Raw genomic sequence first — 19,310 nt, forward strand, 5'->3', positions numbered from 1 at the left:
GGTCCTGTCTATGGATGCGCGCGGATTGATTTCTTGCAATGTTAAGCAGGCAGGCAAGGTTGGGTCAATGTACAGTCCTATCAGACGCCCCGCGTGAAGGCCGAAGAGAAACCCATGCATTTTGCGCTTGCACGCGAAGGGTGTAACAAGGTTCATCGGGTCAATCTGCCGCGCCATGACCCTAGAACGCTGCCAAATGACGATATTGAAGGAAACTCTGACGTGAGCACGAGCCAAGCCGACGCCTTTACCGCCTACCACCGTCATGGTTTTGTCCGCGTGGCCACCTGCACACCGCGGGTGCGGCCTGCCGATGTGACGTTTAACCGTGATAGCCTGCTGGAGGAAATGCGCCGAGCAGATGCGGCGCGCGTCGATCTATTGGTTTGCCCGGAACTGTCGCTTTCCTCCTATGCAATTGACGATTTGCATATGCAGGACGCGCTGCTGAATGCTGTTGAAGACGCCCTTGCTGTATTGATTGAGGCCAGCGCCGAGATGACACCGGTAATCCTACTTGGGGCGCCGTTGCGCCGCGAGGGGCGGCTTTACAACTGTGCCATCGCAATCTCGCGCGGGGTGGTGTTGGGCGTGGTGCCGAAATCCTACCTGCCAAACTACCGCGAGTTCTATGAGAAGCGCTGGTTTGCCCACGGCCGTGACACCAGCGGTGAAATCACCGTGGCGGGGCGTCGCGTACCCTTTGGCGACGATCTGATTTTTGAAGCGACGGATCTGCCCGGCCTTCTCTTCCATGCCGAGATCTGCGAAGACCTTTGGACCCCCGCGCCGCCCTCGTCGGATGCCGCACTTGGGGGGGCGTTGATCCTTGCCAACCTTTCGGCCTCCAATATCGTCATCGGCAAATCCTCTGACCGCCACCTTCTGTGCCGGTCACAATCCATGCGGGCCTTTGCCGCTTACGTTTATTCCGCAGCCGGTCCGGGTGAGAGCACGACTGATCTCGCGTGGGACGGGCAGGGGATGATCCACGAACTGGGCGATCTGCTGGCGGAATCCACCCGCTTTCCGTTGGAGCCGGAACTAACCATCGCCGATGTGGACTGCGGGCGGATTCAATCTGAGCGGATGCGGACGGGAAGTTTCCATGACGCCGCCCGGCACCGCGCATCCTCATTCCGCCGCGTGACGTTCACCCATCGGCCGCACTATGAAAACGCAGGCCTCGTACGTCCGGTGCGCCGTTTCCCCTATGTGCCGAACCGCGAAAGCCATCTGGATCAAGATTGCTATGAAGCGTTCAACATTCAGGTCGAAGGCCTGCGCCGCCGGTTCGAGGCGACCAAGAGCAAGACCATGGTTATCGGCATCTCTGGCGGGCTCGATTCCACCCATGCGTTGATCGTGGCGGCCAAAGCCTGTGACCGGATGGGCATCCCGCGCGACCGTATTTTGGGGTTCACCATGCCCGGCTTTGCCACGTCCGAGGGCACGAAGTCGAACGCTTGGAAGCTGATGCGCGCCATGGGCATCAGCGCTGATGAGATCGATATCCGCCCCGCCGCACGGCAGATGCTGGAGGATATGGATCACCCCTTCTCAGACGGGGAGCCGGTTTACGACATCACCTTTGAAAACGTGCAGGCCGGGCTGCGCACCGATTACCTCTTCCGGTTGGCCAACCAGCGGCAGGGCTTCGTGATCGGTACAGGTGATCTGAGTGAGCTGGCGCTTGGCTGGTGTACCTATGGCGTGGGCGATCAGATGAGCCATTATGCCGTGAACACCGGCGTGCCGAAGACGTTGATCCAATATCTGATCCGCTGGTCCAGCCGTTCAGGCCAGTTCGACGCTGAGACCGATAAAGTGCTCGACGCCATTCTGGAGACCGAAATCTCCCCCGAACTGGTCCCCGCCGGAGAGGGTGAGGAGATTCAAAGCACCGAGGCGATGATCGGTCCCTATGAGTTAAATGACTTCTTCCTCTTTCACACGATGCGCTACGGGCTCACGCCATCAAAGGTGGCCTTTCTGGCGTGGCACGCTTGGCATGATACCGAACAGGGGCGCTGGCCGGATGGTTTCCCGCAGGCCAAACGCCATGGCTATGACCTCGAAACCATCCGCCATTGGCTCGAGAAATTCCTGCACCGGTTCTTTGCCACCAGCCAATTCAAACGCTCGGCGCTGCCGAACGGGCCCAAGGTCAGCGCCGGGGGCGCGCTGTCGCCACGCGGCGACTGGCGTGCGCCGTCGGACTCTGTGGCGACACCGTGGTTGGATGAGTTGCGCAGCAACGTACCCGAGAGCTGGCCGAAAGGCTAAGCCGCGCTATTCCTCGCGGCTCAACTCGCCTTCGACAAAGTTCGGGGTGAGCGGCGGTGCCGCGTGCCGCTCTTGGGTTTCGGGATCGCTCCGCAGGGTCATGCGCAGCAGCCCCCATGCCACGATGATAAGTTGAAAGCCGCCAAGCGCCAGCGGCAGGCCGCGCGGCCCCAGCGTATCCAGCAGTACACCCGCCAGCAGCGGTCCGATTGCCGCGCCGATGCCTTGCATCAGCACCAAGCCGCCTGAGACGGCGACCACCGCCGACCCCGGCGCGCGGTCGTTGACATGGGCGATGACGATGGACTGCGCGGGTAGGACTAGTCCGCCGATGGCAAAGCCCAAGATCAACAGCACTGTACTTGATGGTGCAGGGATCGGCAGGGTCAACATCATCAGCGCGCCGCCTGCTGCGGCCAGTCCGACGCTCAGGCCCCGGCGGCTCACCCGGTCAGACATCCAGCCAAGCGGGAACTGCAACACCAGCCCCCCGATGGTGAAGGCCGCGATCAGCAGCGCGATACGCGATTGGGCATAGCCCATCTCCTGCGCGAACAACGGTGCCAGCCCATAGAACGTCCCGATAGAGGCCCCGACCAGCCCCGCGCTTACCGCGCCATAGGGAGATAGACCCCACAGACGGCGCAGGGAGGGGGGCTCTTGCGTGCCTTCGGCACGCGGCCCTTCGACACGGGTGAGCGAGATCGGCACGAGCGACAGCGACATCACGATCGAGACAAGCACGAAGAGGATAAATTCAGCCGGGTCCCCGAGGTTGAGCAGAAACTGCCCCGCAGCGCCCGAGGCCATGCCGACCATCCCGTAAACCGCCAACAACTTGCCGCGCTGTGCCGAACTGACCGACGCATTGAGCCAGCTTTCCGTCACGATGATCAACCCGGCAAAGGCAAAGCCCGTCAGGCAGCGCACCGCGATCCAGACCCACGGATCGATAAAGGCAAGATGCATCAGCGCCGCCGCCGAGGCGACAGAGGCGAGCGCGGCAAAGGTGCGGATATGGCCCACGCCGCTGATTAGGCGCGGGGCGACGAATGAGCCGATGCTTAGCCCAGCGAAAAAGCCCGACATGATTAGGCCCGTGGTGACCCCGCCAAAGCCTTCAAGCCCCGCTCGGATGGCCAAAAGCGTACCTTGCAACCCATTGCTCATCTGTAAAAGCGAAAAGCCCAATAGCAATGTCACCAGTGGCATAACGGTAGCGCGCATAATGTCCCCTTGGTCTTAAATACGGCCTCGGCATAGGCCATCTTGGCCCCGGTGATCCCAAAATATGTGCGGCTGATCTGTAATTTCTAGTATTCAACCCTGACGCTCTTCCACCAGACTTGGTTCCGCGTCATAGTCGTATCAGCCTGCGGCTCCTTCGTGGAATGCTTGGCCATCGATCAAGCAGATTTGACGTGCCTTTTTTGGGGGAATGCTCAATTATGCGCCTTGTAACGCCATTTGAAAGCGCACCCTTGTGAAATCTTTGCGCCAATTTATCGTATTTTTGCTGGTTCTCGTTGCTGGGCTCTATGTGATGTTAACCTATGTGCCCGCGTCGCGCCCCTTTGTGGCCGATACCGGTTTGCTTGAACTCTTGGGAATTGATCCCGCACCGGAGGAAGCGGACGGTGGCGGTGCTGGCTGGGGCGGCGGCGGGCCGTCTCTGGTGGTAACCGCCGAGGTGGGTGAAGAGACATTGGCCGACCGCATCACCGCAATCGGCGACGGGCGTGCACGCCGGTCAGTGACCGTGCGGTCCAACGCTGTGGGGGTCATCACCGAACTCAATCTGCCCGCCGGGCAATTGATTGAGGCGGGCACGGTGATCGCTCTGTTGGAGAATGAAGCGGAGCGGATTGCGCAGAAACAGGCCGAGTTGCAACTAGAGAATGCCCGCACCGAACAAGTGCGCGTTGAGCGGTTGCAAAACACCGGCGCGGTCAGCGAAGTGCGCCTGCGCGAGACTGAGCTGGCCTTGGAGAGCGCCGAACTCGCTCTGAGCCAAGCGCAGTTTGATCTGTCCCAACGCCGGATCCTCGCGCCGATCTCGGGCTGGGTTGGGATCACCGACATTGAGGAAGGCGACCGCGTTAATGCCCAAGACGAGCTTGCCACAATCACCGACCGCAGCGAAATTCTGATTGATTTTCGCGTGCCGGAACGGGTGGTCGGCAAATTGGCCTTGGGCAAAGAGATCACGGTTACCCCTCTTGGTATGCGGGATCTAACGCTTAAGGGCGAAGTCAGCGCGATCGACAGCGTGATTGACCGCGCCAGCCGTACCCTTTTGGTGCAGGGCCGGGTGCCCAACGAAGATGACCAGCTGCGTGCAGGTATGGCTTTTTCTGTTAGCCTCACATTTGTCGGAGAGGCGCTTTTGGCGATCCCACCGTTGGCGGTGCAGTGGTCTTCTGATGGGCCGTTTGTTTGGACGGTTCGAGAGGGCAAGACACACCAAGTCACGGTTGAAATCGCGCAGCGCAACAGCGATTCCGTGTTGGTCCTGTCGGAGGGGCTGACCGCGGCTGATGTTGTGGTAACCGAGGGCGTGCAAACCCTGCGCGAAGGGGGCGATGTCCGAGAGGTCAATCGATCTGGCAGCGTGCAGTCAGACGCAGCCCCCGCAGAAAAGAAAACCCTATGAGCGCCGAGGCATCTGGCGAAGGCGCGCCACCGCCTTCTACCGGCGCTGGCACCGCGCTGTTTGTCCGGCGCCCAATCCTTGCTTTTGTGTTAAATGCGCTGATCGTGCTGGCGGGCATTGCCGCGCTTTTTGGAGCGGAAATTCGCGAACTGCCCAATGTCGACAGGCCCGTCGTAACCGTCACCACGACATTCTCAGGCGCGTCGCCTGAATCTGTGGATCAAGAGCTAACGGGGCGGATTGAAGGCGCGGTGGGCCGTGTTTCCGGCGTGCGGGCAATATCATCGAACTCACGCTTCGGACGCAGTCGGGTCACGCTGGAGTTCAACGACAGCACCGATATCGACGTGGCCGCCACCGATGTGCGTGACGCTGTCGCGCGGATCGTGAACCAACTCCCTGATGGAGCCGAACAGCCGCAGATCGTCAAGGCTGACGCAAATGCGCAACCGGTAATGCGGATCGCTGTGACGTCAACGGGCCGTTCGCCCGAGGAACTGACCAAACTGGTGCAGGAAAGGGTCGAAGACCGCCTAATCTCGGTCAACGGGGTTGCGGATTTGCAAGTTTACGGCGACCGAGAACCGTTTTTTCGCGTCGATATTGATCAGTTGGAGCTGGCCAGCCGAGGCTTAACCTTGGGTGATATCCAAGGCGCTTTGGCGGATGTCGCTTATGACGCACCTGCGGGCGATCTGGCGGGGGACCGCCAGTCGATCAACGTGCGGACAACAGCCAGCGTCGCGACCACGCAGGCGTTCGAGGCGATGGAAATCAAGGAGAATGTCCGGCTTGGCGATGTTGCTCAGGTGACACTCGGTCCCGCCGAGGGAGAGACGATCTTACGCGCGAACGGGCAATTGGGGTTGGGCATCGGAATTATTCGGCAGGCAACCTCGAACACGTTAGAAATCTCAAACGACGTGCGCGCCGTGGTGGCAGAGTTGAACGACACCTTGCCCGATGATGTGCGGATCTTTGTAACCTCTGATGACGCGACCTTTATCTCGGGTTCGATCCGCGAAGTGCTGTCCACGCTGGCCTTTGCCGTCGGCATCGTGGTCGCGGTGATTTTCATCTTTTTGCGCGATTTCCGCGCCACGTTAATCCCGGCACTTACCCTTCCTGTCGCCTTGATCGGCACGTTGGCGGCGATCTACCTTGTTGGTTTTTCGATCAATATCCTGACCCTTCTCGCCTTGGTTCTGGCCACGGGCATGGTGGTGGATGATGCGATTGTGGTTTTGGAAAACATCGTGCGCCAGCGTGCGGCAGGCATGGGGCCACGGGCGGCAGCGGTTTTGGGCACATCACAAGTGTTCTTTGCCGTGGTCACAACTACGGCGACGCTGGCGGCGGTTTTCATTCCGCTGTCTTTCCTGCCGGGCCAAGCGGGCGGGTTGTTCCGTGAATTCGGCTTTACCCTCGCCATCGCGGTGATGCTGTCATCCGTCGTAGCGCTCAGCCTTTGTCCGGTGTTGGCCAGTCGACTGTTGACCCGACCTGCGGTCGAAAATCCGCGTGGGCCGGTGGTGGCGCTTGGCAACGGGCTTTATCGACTTTACGCCGCGACGCTTCGCTGGGCGCTGGCAATGCCCTATGTTGTGGTGCTGATCGCCGCTTTCGTGGCGCTGACGGCGGCGTTGGTCTCAGGCGAAATTCGCCAAGAGCTGACACCGCGTGAAGACCGGGCAGTTGCTCTGCTCAGCGTCACGGCCCCGCAGGGTGTCTCGCTTGAGTATACCCAAGGTAAAATGCGCGAGATCGAAGACCTTATCACTCCGCTACAGCAAACCGGAGAGGTAACGAACATCTTCTCCATCACCGGATTTGGCGCGGATAATCGGGGGTTCATGGTGTTCACCCTTGCCGGTTGGGCAGACCGCGAACGCGCGCAGGATGAGATCGTGGGCGAAATGAACGGCAAGCTGCGCGGCATCGTCGGGGTGCGGGCTTTTGCGATCCAGCCCAACTCGCTTGGTATTCGCGGTGCAGGGCGCGGGCTGTCTTTTGCGATCACTGGGAACAACTATGAGCAACTGTCCGAGGTTGCACAGGCGATGGTTGATCGACTGAGCACAAACCCCGCTATGGGGCAGGTTCGGTTGGAGTATGAGCGCACACAGCCGCAGTTGTTCGTGCAGATTGACCGGACATTGGCCGCCGATTTAGGCGTTGATATCACCGGTTTGGGTCAGGCTTTGCAGGCCATGCTCGACGGGCGAGAGGTCGCGTCGGTGTTTATCGATGATACCAGCTATGGGGTGCAGATGCTGTCGACCTCAGACCCCGTGAACGACCCGCGTGACCTTGAAAATGTCTTTGTGCAATCCGGCACCGGGCAGATGATTTCGCTGGCCAGTTTCGTCACGCTAGAGGAACGAGCCGTGGCACCCGAGTTGGACCGCGAAGATCAGAACCGCTCAGTCGAGATCTCTGCCGGGCTGACAGCGGGCCTGTCGTTGGGTGATGCGTTGGTGCAAGTTCGGGCAATCGGCGATGAAGTGCTCGCCGATGAAAACCTCATCGTGCCCTTGGCCGAGGCGGCCGCATTGGATCAGACCAGCTCGGGGCTTTTTGTGACATTCGGCTTTGCGATCCTTGTGGTTTTCCTCGTGCTTGCCGCACAGTTTGAAAGCTTCATCTCGGCAGTCGTGGTGATGGCGACAGTGCCATTGGGGTTGGCCTGTGCGATCTTTGCACTGCTGATGACGGGGCAAAGCTTGAATGTATATAGCCAGATTGGTTTGGTGATGCTGATCGGGATCATGGCAAAAAATGGGATTTTGATCGTTGAATTTGCCAATCAGCTACGCGATCAGGGCGCCGATATTCATGAGGCGATTTTTGGCGCGTCGACGATCCGGCTGCGCCCGGTCATGATGACGATGACCTCGACCGTGCTGGGGGGCGTGCCGCTGATCTTGTCTTCGGGCGCGGGGGCCGAGGCGCGCGAGGCATTGGGTTGGGTGATCGTCGGTGGTTTGGGCATGGCCACGCTTTCCACCCTATATCTCACGCCGGTCGCCTACTTCCTACTGGCGCGGTTCACCACGCCAAAAGCCGCTGAAGAAGCCCGGCTGCAACGCGAGCTGTCTGAAGCACAGCCTGTCTGAACGGGCCTTTCGGGTGATATTTTGTGACACATGCAACTTCCCCCTGCGGCGGGCGTTTAGCCATGTAGGACCGAACCGAAAGGGACATAACCGTGCGCGGCGATTTGAGTTTGGCACAGGCGGGCCAAGGGCGTCCGACTGATGGGGCAAGCAGCCAAAGCCTTTTCAACGATAGCACGACATGGCGCGTCGCGCGGGCTGACCGTTTTGGTCTCATCGTGGATGCGGCGGATTACTTCCGGGTTTTGCGTGAGATTTTTCTTGGGGCGCGGCAGCAGTTGATGTTGATCGGCTGGGATTTTGATTTTGAGCTTGAGATGCTGCCGGGTGAGAGCGACGAGAACGGCAATGCGCCGGATGGCTTCCCCAATCAACTTGGGGCCTTTGTCGAAGCGGTGGTTGAGCATACGCCGGAACTGAATGTCTATCTGCTGAAATGGAATGGGGCGGTTTTGGCCGCGCCGGGGCGTCTGGTGCCGTCACTTGCCCTTAGCCTATTCGGTGGTGATCGGATTCATTTCGCGTTGGACGGACACCACCCCTTTGGCGCCTGCCACCATCAAAAGATCGTCGTGGCCGATGATGCGCTGGCCTTTTGCGGCGGGATCGACGCGACCGAAGATCGCTGGGATACGCCTGAGCACCTGCCGAACGATCCGCGCCGAATTCGTAAAGATGGCACACCATCCGACCCATGGCACGACGCAACTTCGGCCATGTCTGGTCCTGCCGCAGCGGCGTTCGGTGAACTCTCTCGTCGCCGATGGCTGCGGGCCACGGGGGATGAGATTGAACAGCCCAGCGATATGTCGCAGTCAGAATGGCCCGACCGCCTACCCGTTGATGCCGAAGGCATTGATGTGGGGATCGCACGGTCCGAGCCGCCATTCGATGACGCCCCCTTGGTCAACGAGATTGAGCAACTCTACCTCTCAGGAATCAAGTCAGCGCGCGAGTATATCTATATTGAATCTCAGTATCTGGCCGCAGAAACGGTTTGCGAGGCGTTGAAGGCCCGGCTGGCCGAAGATGATGGCCCGGAGATTGTTATCATCAACCCGCGCGATGCGGAATCGCAGTTGGAAGATGACGCCATGCATGTCCTGCGGGAACGGTTGGTCGAAGAGCTTAAGCGCGCCGACCATCAAAACCGTTTCCGCATTTATTTCCCTGTCACCGAAGCAGGGGAGCCGATCTATGTCCATGCGAAGATTATGATTATCGACGACCACCTTTTGCGATTGGGGTCGAGCAACCTCAATAACCGCTCAATGGGGTTTGACACGGAATGCGATGTCGCGATTGAGCAGCCCGCGCAGGTGATCGAAGGGTTTAGGAACCGCCTGATCGGTGAACATCTGGGCCGAACGCCAGAGCGCGTGGCCGAGGTAATGGCCCGGACTGGATCAATGATTGGAATGATTGAGAGCCTCAACGGCAAGAAAGGCCGAGGGCTTCGCGCCGTCTTTCGAGACACAGAGACAGTGATGGGTGGCTTTCTTGCCAATACCCGCCTGCTCGACCCGCGCTATCATCCCGGAGAGGATACCTCGACCGGGCGCGGTATCCGCCCGCGCCATTTGGCGTTGATTGCGGGCGGCTTGGGTGTTGCTTGGATGGCATGGCGCAAATGGGCGCGCCGGGATTAGCATCGCCCCTTCAAGTTAAAGTTTTGATTGTACTGTAAGCGGTTTTTCAAAGCCTGTTCCAGTTAAGGCGGGCTGTCTTTCCGCTGCTGTCGGTGGGGCAGACAGCACCCGCCGTGATGCTTCGGCAATCCGCGCGATGCCTAAGAGCGCGCCTGTTCCGAGTACGGGTAGAACCCAAACCATCCACACGGCTTCCGGTTTGGCGAGCATCAAAGTCTGACAAAACAGTGCCAGAACGGTCCCACTTGCAAAGATAAGAAGCCCATGCTGCCCAATCAGGCGGAAGGGGCTGGCCATCCGATGCGCTGCCATGCGGGTCACTGTGGGAAGTTGCGACAAGAAATACCCCAAAGCCAGAATATGAATGAACCGAGGGGCCGAGAGATAGGTTTTGTCATGCGACGTTAAATTGAAAGGCACGCCAGCCTCTCGCAAATGATGCATTTGAAGGTTCAAGAACTGACCCAATCCTGGCACGTATTTCCATGCAAGTATCCCCAGCAGCACTGTGACTGACAGCCAGAACAACGCTCTGGACTGGGGAAAGAACCGATAGCCTTGGCGTTGGCTGAGCCCCACGAGCAGCCCGCAGATAAAAATCGCCTGCCATGCGAAGGGATTGAAAAACCAGCCGCCCGGATTGGGATAGTTTGGAAGGTTCAGGCGGTAAATACCGGTCACGAGCCATAGAGTAAGCGACAGGGCCAACAGCAGCCGGGGCCGACGTAGCCCAAGCATGATCGCCGCCGGGGCGCAAACGAGCAGGACCGAATAGGCGGGCAAAATGTTCACATAGCCGAACTGATGCGTCAAAAGCGGGATGCCGATCAGAGCTTGGGTCGGGTTTTGAAATACCTGTCGCATGTTGATCTTGGTCAGGAACTCAGCCTGCGTGGTGATCTGAAACGCTGCCGCAAAGATGCCCAATGCCACGGCAGAAAGCGCGATCTGCACGACGTAGAGCGACCACGCGCGTTTCCACAACGGCGCAATTGCACGCCAGAGCCCATGGCTCATGCGGTCTTTTTCAATAAACCTAGGCGTATAGGCCAGACCTGCGGCGATACCGGACATGAGGAAAAACGCTTCTGCAGCGTCGGCAAAACCAAGGTTGCGGATGGTCAAATACTCATAGGGGTTCCCTGGCACGTGATTGATAAAAATCATTACTAGCGCGATGCCGCGAAACACATCAATGCGCGGATCGCGGGGGGCTTTGCCCACGCGGACGGTCCCGACGGCCGCGGCCGCAGGGGGTAGGCCGGGATTATGCTGTTGCATGTGTCAGGTCCGGCGAAGTGGCTTTGGGCATCAAGTGTTCATCATTCCATGTCAGGCGCCAGACATCGCAGATGCTATCGTACTCTGTCACGACATCTAGGGGGGCCGCATCTTCAGGCACAGCGAACAGGACACGGTTCAGCGGAAGGGAGGTCCAGGCGATGAGAAAGGGGGTAAACAGCATCGGGACAGCCACTGGCAGCAGCCAGATTGTCAGGTCAGGCGCCAGCCACTGCACCGCAGCGATGATCGCCGCCCCGACCAAAACGATCCAATACCCGGCCGCCCAACCGTCACGTAGGCTGAGTTGCCCTTCGTTGCGCTGATTGGCAGGCCAGCCGCCGTCTTGCCCCGATAGAACCTGCACCACGGCGCGGCTATGATAAAGCAGCATCAACGGGGCTAAAAGCGTGGTCAGAATGATTTCGGTCAGCACGGAAAGCGCCATGCGCAGGCTGCGGCCAAAATCTCGTGCGCGATCAAACAAGATGGCATGCAGAAGGATCAGCATTTTTGGCACCACCAGCAGGCCCAGAACGCCCAAGGCCAGCAACGTGATTTCGCGTGTGCTGGTGTCAGGGAATACGGGGAAGAGTTGGTACGGCCCGGGGAAATACTCCGGCGGCGGCGCGTAAAGCGTGCTGATGGCCGAGGTGAACAAAAACGCCGCCCAGAGGAGAGAGACAACATAGGCGGTCACATTCTGGAGGAACACAAAACGGCTCCAACCCGCAAGTCCAGGGGCAAAGATCAGCCGGGAATGTTGTAGGTTGCCTTGGCACCAGCGACGCTCTCTTCGGGCGAAAGAAAGCACGTTTTCCGGACCTTCCTCGAATGAGCCAGCTAAGGTTTCATCAACCTCAACCTTCCAGCCTGCACGGGCGAGAAGTGCGGCCTCTACATAGTCATGACTTAGGATATGGCCGCCCAATGGGGGCGGGCCGGAAAGCTCAGGGAGGGCGCAGCTTTCCGCGAAAGCCTGTACCCGAATAATTGCGTTGTGGCCCCAGAACGGCCCAGTCGGGCCCTGCATGCGCGCAAGGCCACGGGTGAAGATCGGGCCATGAAACCATGAGGCAAACTGCAGAGCGCGGCCAAAAAAGGACCGTGCGCCGATGATTTTGGGAAGGGTTTGCAACAGGCCAAGCTGTGGATCGGACTGCATACGAGCAATCATCGCCCGGATTGTGTCGCCCTCCATCAGACTATCTGCATCAAGGATCACGGCAAGTTCATAGGCCCCGCCCGAAGTGCGGATGAACTCTTCGATATTGCCAGCCTTGCGGCCCGAATTGTCGCGCCGCCTGCGGTAGAAAATGCGCCCCGCACCATTCGTTTCCCGCAGCAATCGCGCAAAGGCGAATTGTTCTTTGCCCGCAAGCCCATCATCGCGGGTGTCGGACAGAACGACAAAATCTGCGGTCACATCCGCCCGTGCGACAGACCGGTCGATGGCTGCGATGCGTGCGAATGTGGTTAGCGGGTCTTCGTTACAGATCGGCACGGCGATCACGGTGCGGGGCTGCGGCGCATGAAGGTCGGGGCGAGGGGCGGTTGTTCTACCCCCGAACAAGCCGATCAACGCAAGCGACGCGCCCCATGCCAGCCAAGCCGTCGTGACAAAAACAAGTACGGCGCGGATGCCATCCCAACCGCTGAAACCATCCCGTGCAGCCGCCTCTGCCAATAGCATCGAAGCCAAGGCAGCACAGCCAAGCGAAATGGTCACGGCAAGCGCCCGCGCGAAGCGGGTGGGGGTATCCGCCGCCAACTGCCGATGCTGGAGTGTCATTGAGCTTAGGCCTTGCGGCGCAGCAACAAGGCCCGCGTCAGTTCAGCGATCCCAGTCCGTTGGGCGCGCCGTTCCAATGTTTGACGAGGCATGACAAGGGGGGCAACCGGGGGCATCCAATCCTCCACTGTCGTTGTCATTGCCGAATAGGGGGGCTCCCCATCGTTAGTGCTCATGCGTTGATCCATTGGTACACCCATGTCTCTGTAAGATTTCGGTCATATCCCGATAGAACTGCCTTGATCTCGACGATGGCGTCGGCCTCGGCGCGCAATTCCAGCACCAGCCGCCATTCATTTCTGCCATCTACACGGCTTAGGATTGCCTCTACTATTTCACCATTCTGCGCACTGACAACAGGCTCCAGCTCTGCGTCGCTTGGCATATCGCTCAGTTGGCCGCCGGCAAAATCAATAACGAATTTGCGCGTTTCGGTATCTGCTTCAACACCTGCCACCCCGCCGTGGCCAGAGCGCAGCCGCACAACACGGCCAAGGGTCTGAGATGTCGCACCCGGTGGGTTCATCCCCCAGTGCATACGGTAACTATAACCCAATTCGTCCCCGGCAAGGGTATCGGCCTCAGGAATCCAATAAGCGACGATATTATCGTTGCCTTCCAAATCCGAAGGGATCTCAACCAAACGCACCATACCTTTGCCCCAATCGCCCATCGGCTCGATCATCAACGAGGGGCGACGCTCGTAATGGGCCTGCGCATCAAGGTAATGCTCAAAATCCCGGTTGCGTTGGGCCAACCCGAAGGAGCGCGGGTTTTCGGCCCCGAAATACGAGCTTGCAAGCCGTGGTGGATTGTTCAGCGGCCGGCACAGAGTCGTGTCTTTGCCGACGTTCAGCACCAAGACTTCGCTGTCATGTACCGAGGGGCGGAAATCGTCGAAATCACCCTTGTCCGCACCGTTGTGCAGGAACATCGACGTAAGCGGCGCAATGCCAAGCTGTTTGACATCCTTACGCAGGAAAAGGCGCATTGTGACTTCAACGACCGTCGTCTCACCCGGTGTGACGGCAAACTGATACGCGCCGGTAACCGAGGGGCTATCGAGGGCAGCATAGATCATGACCGTGGTGTCGCCCGGCTCAGGTCGGCGCAGCCACACCTCGCTGAAACGGGGGAATTCCTCCCCTTCTGACAGTCCGGTGTTAACGGCAAGGCCGCGGGCGCTCAGCCCATAAAGGGTGTCTTTGCCAAGCGCGCGGAAATAGCTGGCCCCTTGAAAAACGATCAGCTCGTCGAAAACATCGGCGCGGTTCAGCGGTGTATGCAGCCGAAAACCAGCCACTCCCGGCATCTCGGCATTGGGCGGAACCGATTGGGCGAGGTCGTCATTGTCATATTCAAAATCGGCTGTGGTAAAGCCCATCGGCGCCACCGCGTCGCCATCGACTTCGTTGATCTTGACCGCTTCTTTGAAGAGCCAGCCGGGGTGGAAGGCATGCAACCTAAAGGTAACACCCTTTTCCTGCCAGCGTGCCTGTTCTGGACGGAAACGGATCCGTTGGTAGGCGTCGTAATCAAGGTCCGCGAGGAAACCCTCAACAGGTTCAGGGGCGACGTAGGCCGATTGGGCCAACTTGCGCATCTCGTTGACAAGATTATCGAAACTGAAGGACGCTTCGGCTACCTCTTGCGCCTGACTGCGCAAAGGTAAAAGGGCCGCAGCAAAGGACGCAGCCGAGAGCGTCAGAAACTGACGCCGCTCCAAGCCATCGTTCTTCGTTCCTTCAATTCGTTTAGTGCTAGAAACCGACAATGTATTACTCCGAGAGACACGTTAAGAGTGTGCAATTTTTTCCCTATCTAATGCTTTCGGCACCGCTGAAAACTTGAATCTGCAATTTTCAGCGAATTGCCGCACGGCAGCGCGGGAAACCGCCGATTGGCTTCGCGTTCTTCTGACAATGCTCAAAATTTCGCCTTGATTTCCGCAGGATCGCCGCTCTTTTGTGACATTGCGCCACGTCTTGGCCGCCCCCTAAGTCATGGGGTCAGGCTGCCTTAAGTCCGGACAACCGCCTTACCAAGCATAGGTTTACCGGAACGCCGGCCCATGCGCCCAAACCGTCATCGAATAGCGCGTGCCACTTGTGACCGGCGTGACCTGATGCAGCGTGAAACTGGGGAAAATGCTCACGCAGCCCTGCGTCCGATTGGCCGTGAGGGTATGAGCGCCCGGCATGACCTCCAAGTCACCACCCTCATAGCTGTCGGCATCGCTGAGCTGTAGGACAAGTGTCAGCTTGCGCTTTCCGGCGGCCGCGCCGCTGCCGATGTCGGAATGCCAGACGAAATGTCCGCTATCGGATGCCTTGTAGATTGCAACCTGAGGGCTTTCGGCGAACTCGGTCAGGTCGAATTCAAAATGCGCGCGGTTGGCTGTGCGCACCAGATCAATCAGCCGCTCCATCACCCATTCCGTGCCCTCTACTTCATCGGTCCAGACAAGTTGAGATTTGCGCAGATTGTGGTCTCTGTTCCGGCCCACCAACAGGGCTTCATCTGTCGGTACGTCCGAAATCCTTCTGATGATGGCATCGCATTCGCTTTTGCTGAATGCAGCCGGCATCGTGTGTAGTGCAAGCATTCCTTCGGTCCTTTGGAATGAGAAGAGCCTTGTTCGAAAGTGCGCGCCCATGGCGGCGAATCTCTCTGAGCAAGGAGGCTCGGTGAAGTGCCATAGCATGAATTTCAGATCGGAACGCTAGTGCTTATTTACGGGTCCCTCACTCTTCCACTTCTTCTCATCGGATCGGCCCACCGCCTGCGCGGTGAGCCGCTTTTTTCAAACCGCGTCCAGCCCTTGCACCAAGAATTGATCGAGAAGCTTCTTCTCAGAAGCTGTCAGGGGAATGCCTTCTGGCAGCGTTTCGGCGCGGGCTTTGAAACGGCGTTGCGAAGGCAGCCGCGCGCCCTGGCCGAGGATTGCCTCAAACAGCTGTTCGGCGCGGGCCATTGGATCACCCGGACGCCCTGCGGCGAAGCGGGCCGGGTCAAAAGCGATAATCAGCTCCCCATGGGCCGGGGCAAGGCTAAGCGATCCTAGGGCATCGCGCGCTTCCGGGCTGGTCAGATCACCGATCATAACCCCGGCGAGCAGTTCGATCATTGTCGAGATGGCCGAGCCTTTATGCCCGCCGAAGGGCAGCATGGCCCCGGCGAGGGCGGTTACCGGGTCGGTGGTCGGGCTGCCGTCGGGCGCAATGGCCCAGCCTTCGGGCAGGGGGGTGCCCGCGCGGCGGTGCAGTTCGATCTCACCCCGCGCGGCGACGCTGGTGGCAAAGTCAAAGACGTAAGGGTCGCCCCCCGCGCGGGGCCAGCCAAAGGCGAAGGGATTGGTCCCCATCAGCGGATCGGTGCCGCCCGCAGGGGCAACGCTGGCATAGCTGGGGCACATGGCCATGGCAACGAGGCCCATATCCGTCAGCGCCTCGATCTCAGGCCAAAGGGCGGCGAAATGGGTGCAGTCGTTGATCACCATCGCGGCGATCCCGGTGGCGCGACAGCGTTCGGCCAGCAACGGCGCGCCTGCGTCAAACGCAGCATTGGAGAATCCGCCGCCCGCGTTCACACGTACGATGGCGCTTTCGTCGTGGCTCACCTGCGGCACGGCGTCGGGTGTGACTTTGCCCGCTTTGATCGTGCGCAGGCAGCCTTCGATCCGATATATGCCGTGCGATTTGCAAGCGTCGCCTTCGCCCGCCACGATCACCCGCGCCAAGGCTGACGCGTTGAGCGGGGATAGGCCCGCACCTTCGAAAATCCGAATGACGATTTCATTGAGTTCGTCGTGGGACAGGGTGGTATCGGTCATTTGGAGCCTCGTGCAGCATGGGTTGCAATCATGCATACATCATGTATGCAGTGACGGAAAGACGCAAGCTGACACCGGGCCGCGGCCCGCATGAAAGGATAAGACGATGGCCTTTACCCCCCATGGCAAACACCTGATCGCTGGCGAGTGGATCGCCACCGACGCGCGTTTTAGCTCCAGTCCCGCGCACGGAAGCGCACATGAATTTTCGGTCGGCACGGTGGAACTGGTCGACCAAGCCTGCCAAGCCGCCGAAGCCGCGTTCTGGGACTATGGCTATTCCAGCCGGGCGACCCGCGCGAAATTTCTGAACGCCATCGCCGATGAGATCGACGCACGCGGGGCTGAGATCACCGAGATCGGCAGCCAAGAAAGCGGCCTGCCCGAAGCGCGCCTTGAAGGGGAGCGGGGCCGGACGGTAGGCCAGTTGCGCCTCTTCGCCTCGCATATCGAAAAGGGTGAGTATCTCGACCGCCGGTTTGATGCGGCGATGCCTGAGCGTCAGCCCGCACCACGTCCCGCTATCACCATGCTGCAACGCCCTATCGGCCCTGTCGCCGTCTTTGGCGCGTCGAACTTTCCGCTGGCATTCTCGGTTGCGGGTGGTGACACGGCGGCGGCGCTGGCGGCAGGCTGTCCGGTCGTGGTCAAAGGCCACTCCGCCCATCCCGGCACGGGTGAGATCGTGGCCGAAGCGATCCATGCAGCGATCGAAAGCTGCGGCATGCCGCGCGGGGTGTTTTCGCTGATCCAAGGCGGCAACCGCACGGTCGGTCAGGCCGTGGTGCAGCATCCGCTGATCAAAGCCGTCGGCTTTACCGGCTCTCTCGCCGGGGGTCGGGCGCTGTTTGATCTTTGCGCCGCGCGGCCAGAGCCGATCCCCTTCTTTGGCGAATTGGGCTCGGTCAACCCTATGTTCATGCTCCCCGCCGCGATGGAGGCACGGGCCGAGGAACTGGGCAAAGGCTGGGCCGCGTCCCTGACCATGGGCGCAGGCCAGTTCTGCACCAATCCGGGCATCGCCGTGGTGATCGACGGGGCAGGGGCAGACGCCTTCGTGCAAAGTGCCGCCACCGCACTGCAAGACGTGGCCGAACAGGTCATGCTGACCGACGGTATCGCCGAAGCCTTCTGTGCGGGTCGCGACAAGTTCAAATCCGCGCAAAGCCTGCGCCAAGTGCATATGGCCGACAGCACAGGCCGCAACGCCGCCCCGGCCCTGTTCGAGACCACGGGCGCAGAGTTCAAAGCCAACCCGGCGCTGCATGAAGAGGTCTTTGGTCCTCTGGGCTTGGTGGTGCGAGTCTCTTCGCTGGAAGAGATACGCGCGCTGGCGGTTGAGTTGGACGGGCAGTTGACCATCACCCTGCATATGAACGACGCGGATGTCGACGCCGCACGAGACCTCATGCCGGTGCTGGAACGCAAGGCGGGTCGCCTGTTGGCCAACGGTTTCCCGACAGGGGTCGAAGTGGTGGATTCCATGGTGCACGGCGGACCCTATCCGGCCAGCACCAACTTTGGCGCGACCAGCGTAGGTACCCTGTCGATCCGGCGTTTCCTGCGGCCTGTTTCCTATCAGAACCTGCCGGAGGCGCTTCTGCCCGAAGACACGGCGGAGTGACACCAGACCGAGAAAGCCGGACCGTGTGTCTGGCTTTCTCATTTCAGCCTGAAAAGGGAGCGGCTGCGGCTCTATCCCATCCCCAAACAACGACGATAGCGTCTCAATAGTTCAAAAATATGTCGACACACCGATAAAAGTTAAAAATACATATTGTATTTTTAATGAGGACATAGTTCCCTCATACCACCCCGTACCCCGCCCAGAGAGAGTCGGGGGCGACCAACCCAAGAGGGAGATATCTATGAAATTCACGCAACTCGCCGGAAGCCTCGTGGCTGCGACCGTGATCGGCACCGCCGCTCAGGCCGACAAACTGGACGACATCATTTCTTCGGGCACGCTGCGCTGCGCCGTGGTGCTGGACTTCCCACCCATGGGCTCGCGCGATGACAGCAACACGCCGGTCGGCTTTGACGTGGACTACTGCAACGATCTGGCCGCCGCCTTGGGTGTCGAAGCCGAGATCGTTGAGACGCCCTTCCCTGACCGTATCCCCGCCCTCGTTTCGGGCCGCGCGGATGTGGGCGTTGCCTCCACCTCCGACACGCTGGAGCGGGCTAAGACCGTTGGTTTCTCGGTCCCGTACTTCGCCTTCACCAACGTTGTGCTGACGCGCGAAGGCGCGGGCGTGGACAGCTTTGAAAGCCTCAAGGGCAAAACCGTCGGCTCCGTCGCGGGCACGTTTGAGGCCATCGCGCTCGAAGAGCAGGTCGACGCATGGGACGAGGGCAGCTTCCGCTCCTATCAGAGCCAAGCCGATGTGTTCCTGTCGCTGTCCCAAGGCCAGATTGATGCGACGGTCGTGACCTCCACCGTGGCCTCCTCCATCGTTAACGGCGGCAAATTCGAAGGTCTGACCATCGCGGGCGATGCGCCTTTTGACGTGGACTATGTCGGTCTGATCGGCCTGCGTCAGGAATACGGTCTGCTGAACTATCTCGATCTGTTTGTGAACCAGCAGGTGCGCTCGGGTCGCTATCAGGAACTCTTTGACAAATGGGTCGGCGGCGACGCGCCTGACCTGACCATCGCCAAAGCCTATCGTTGATGGATGCGGGGGCCGCAGCCTGCGGC

The 19,310-nt window shown here is 59.7% G+C and carries 12 protein-coding genes; 6 read left to right on the plus strand and 6 right to left on the minus strand.

All coding sequences use genetic code 11. From position 1 onward, the window contains the following. Positions 1-222 precede the first annotated feature (222 nt). Positions 223-2,286 (plus strand): NAD(+) synthase, encoded by a 2,064-nt coding sequence (locus ACSQ16_RS01425; RefSeq protein WP_243263723.1) that lies wholly within the window; start codon positions 223-225, stop codon positions 2,284-2,286. Between the two features lie 6 nt (positions 2,287-2,292). Here ACSQ16_RS01425 and ACSQ16_RS01430 read toward each other — a convergent pair whose 3' ends face one another. Next, entirely contained in the window at positions 2,293-3,513 is a 1,221-nt protein-coding gene (locus tag ACSQ16_RS01430) for an MFS transporter (protein ID WP_243263724.1), read from the minus strand. A gap of 256 nt (positions 3,514-3,769) precedes the next feature. Here ACSQ16_RS01430 and ACSQ16_RS01435 point away from each other — a divergent pair, with 256 nt between their 5' ends. The 3 genes from ACSQ16_RS01435 to ACSQ16_RS01445 all read left to right on the plus strand — a co-directional run bounded on the left by ACSQ16_RS01435 (position 3,770) and on the right by ACSQ16_RS01445 (position 9,704). Next, a complete protein-coding gene (locus tag ACSQ16_RS01435) occupies positions 3,770-4,939 on the plus strand; it encodes an efflux RND transporter periplasmic adaptor subunit (protein WP_243263725.1) in 1,170 nt (389 codons plus the stop codon). Further along, entirely contained in the window at positions 4,936-8,055 is a 3,120-nt protein-coding gene (locus tag ACSQ16_RS01440; RefSeq protein ID WP_243263726.1) for an efflux RND transporter permease subunit, read from the plus strand. Before ACSQ16_RS01435 ends, ACSQ16_RS01440 begins: the two co-directional genes overlap by 4 nt. Positions 8,056-8,147: 92 nt before the next feature. Beyond that, positions 8,148-9,704 (plus strand): phospholipase D-like domain-containing protein, encoded by a 1,557-nt coding sequence (locus ACSQ16_RS01445; protein ID WP_243263727.1) that lies wholly within the window; start codon positions 8,148-8,150, stop codon positions 9,702-9,704. A gap of 15 nt (positions 9,705-9,719) precedes the next feature. Here the strand turns inward: ACSQ16_RS01445 and ACSQ16_RS01450 are convergent, their stop codons facing one another. The 5 genes from ACSQ16_RS01450 to ACSQ16_RS01470 form a co-directional block, all read right to left on the minus strand. Continuing rightward, entirely contained in the window at positions 9,720-10,928 is a 1,209-nt protein-coding gene (locus ACSQ16_RS01450; RefSeq protein WP_243263728.1) for an OpgC family protein, read from the minus strand. Positions 10,929-10,971: 43 nt separating this feature from the next. Beyond that, positions 10,972-12,777 (minus strand): glucans biosynthesis glucosyltransferase MdoH, encoded by a 1,806-nt coding sequence (mdoH, locus tag ACSQ16_RS01455; protein ID WP_435988449.1) that lies wholly within the window; start codon positions 12,775-12,777, stop codon positions 10,972-10,974. Positions 12,778-12,949: 172 nt separating this feature from the next. Next, positions 12,950-14,503, minus strand: coding sequence for a glucan biosynthesis protein (locus ACSQ16_RS01460; RefSeq protein WP_243263731.1), 1,554 nt, complete (start codon positions 14,501-14,503; stop codon positions 12,950-12,952). A 327-nt stretch (positions 14,504-14,830) separates the two neighbouring features. Then, a complete protein-coding gene (locus ACSQ16_RS01465) occupies positions 14,831-15,382 on the minus strand; it encodes a 2OG-Fe(II) oxygenase (RefSeq protein WP_243263732.1) in 552 nt (183 codons plus the stop codon). Positions 15,383-15,580: 198 nt separating this feature from the next. After that, the gene (locus tag ACSQ16_RS01470; protein ID WP_243263733.1) at positions 15,581-16,609 is read right to left on the minus strand and encodes an Ldh family oxidoreductase; all 1,029 of its coding nucleotides are present in this window, start codon (positions 16,607-16,609) and stop codon (positions 15,581-15,583) included. Positions 16,610-16,715: 106 nt separating this feature from the next. Between ACSQ16_RS01470 and ACSQ16_RS01475 the strand changes: the two genes are divergently transcribed. Continuing rightward, on the plus strand, positions 16,716-18,233 hold the full coding sequence (locus ACSQ16_RS01475) for an aldehyde dehydrogenase (NADP(+)) (protein ID WP_243263734.1): 1,518 nt from the start codon (positions 16,716-16,718) through the stop codon (positions 18,231-18,233). Positions 18,234-18,477: 244 nt separating this feature from the next. Then, on the plus strand, positions 18,478-19,284 hold the full coding sequence (locus ACSQ16_RS01480) for an ABC transporter substrate-binding protein (protein WP_243263735.1): 807 nt from the start codon (positions 18,478-18,480) through the stop codon (positions 19,282-19,284). Positions 19,285-19,310 lie beyond the last annotated feature (26 nt).

Origin of the sequence: Sulfitobacter sp. SH24 (genome assembly GCF_965641895.1) — a bacterium.
GTDB classification, from domain to species: Bacteria; Pseudomonadota; Alphaproteobacteria; order Rhodobacterales; family Rhodobacteraceae; genus Sulfitobacter; species Sulfitobacter dubius.

What these genes read in the sequence shown, in the direction of transcription:
- ACSQ16_RS01475 (WP_243263734.1), top strand. Translation starts at nt 16,716, where the DNA reads ATGGCCTTTACCCCCCATGGCAAACACCTGATCGCTGGCGAGTGGATC.
- ACSQ16_RS01440 (WP_243263726.1), top strand. Translation starts at nt 4,936, where the DNA reads ATGAGCGCCGAGGCATCTGGCGAAGGCGCGCCACCGCCTTCTACCGGC.
- ACSQ16_RS01480 (WP_243263735.1), top strand. Translation starts at nt 18,478, where the DNA reads ATGAAATTCACGCAACTCGCCGGAAGCCTCGTGGCTGCGACCGTGATC.
- ACSQ16_RS01430 (WP_243263724.1), bottom strand. Translation starts at nt 3,513, where the DNA reads ATGCGCGCTACCGTTATGCCACTGGTGACATTGCTATTGGGCTTTTCG.
- ACSQ16_RS01470 (WP_243263733.1), bottom strand. Translation starts at nt 16,609, where the DNA reads ATGACCGATACCACCCTGTCCCACGACGAACTCAATGAAATCGTCATT.
- mdoH (WP_435988449.1), bottom strand. Translation starts at nt 12,777, where the DNA reads ATGACACTCCAGCATCGGCAGTTGGCGGCGGATACCCCCACCCGCTTC.
- ACSQ16_RS01465 (WP_243263732.1), bottom strand. Translation starts at nt 15,382, where the DNA reads ATGCTTGCACTACACACGATGCCGGCTGCATTCAGCAAAAGCGAATGC.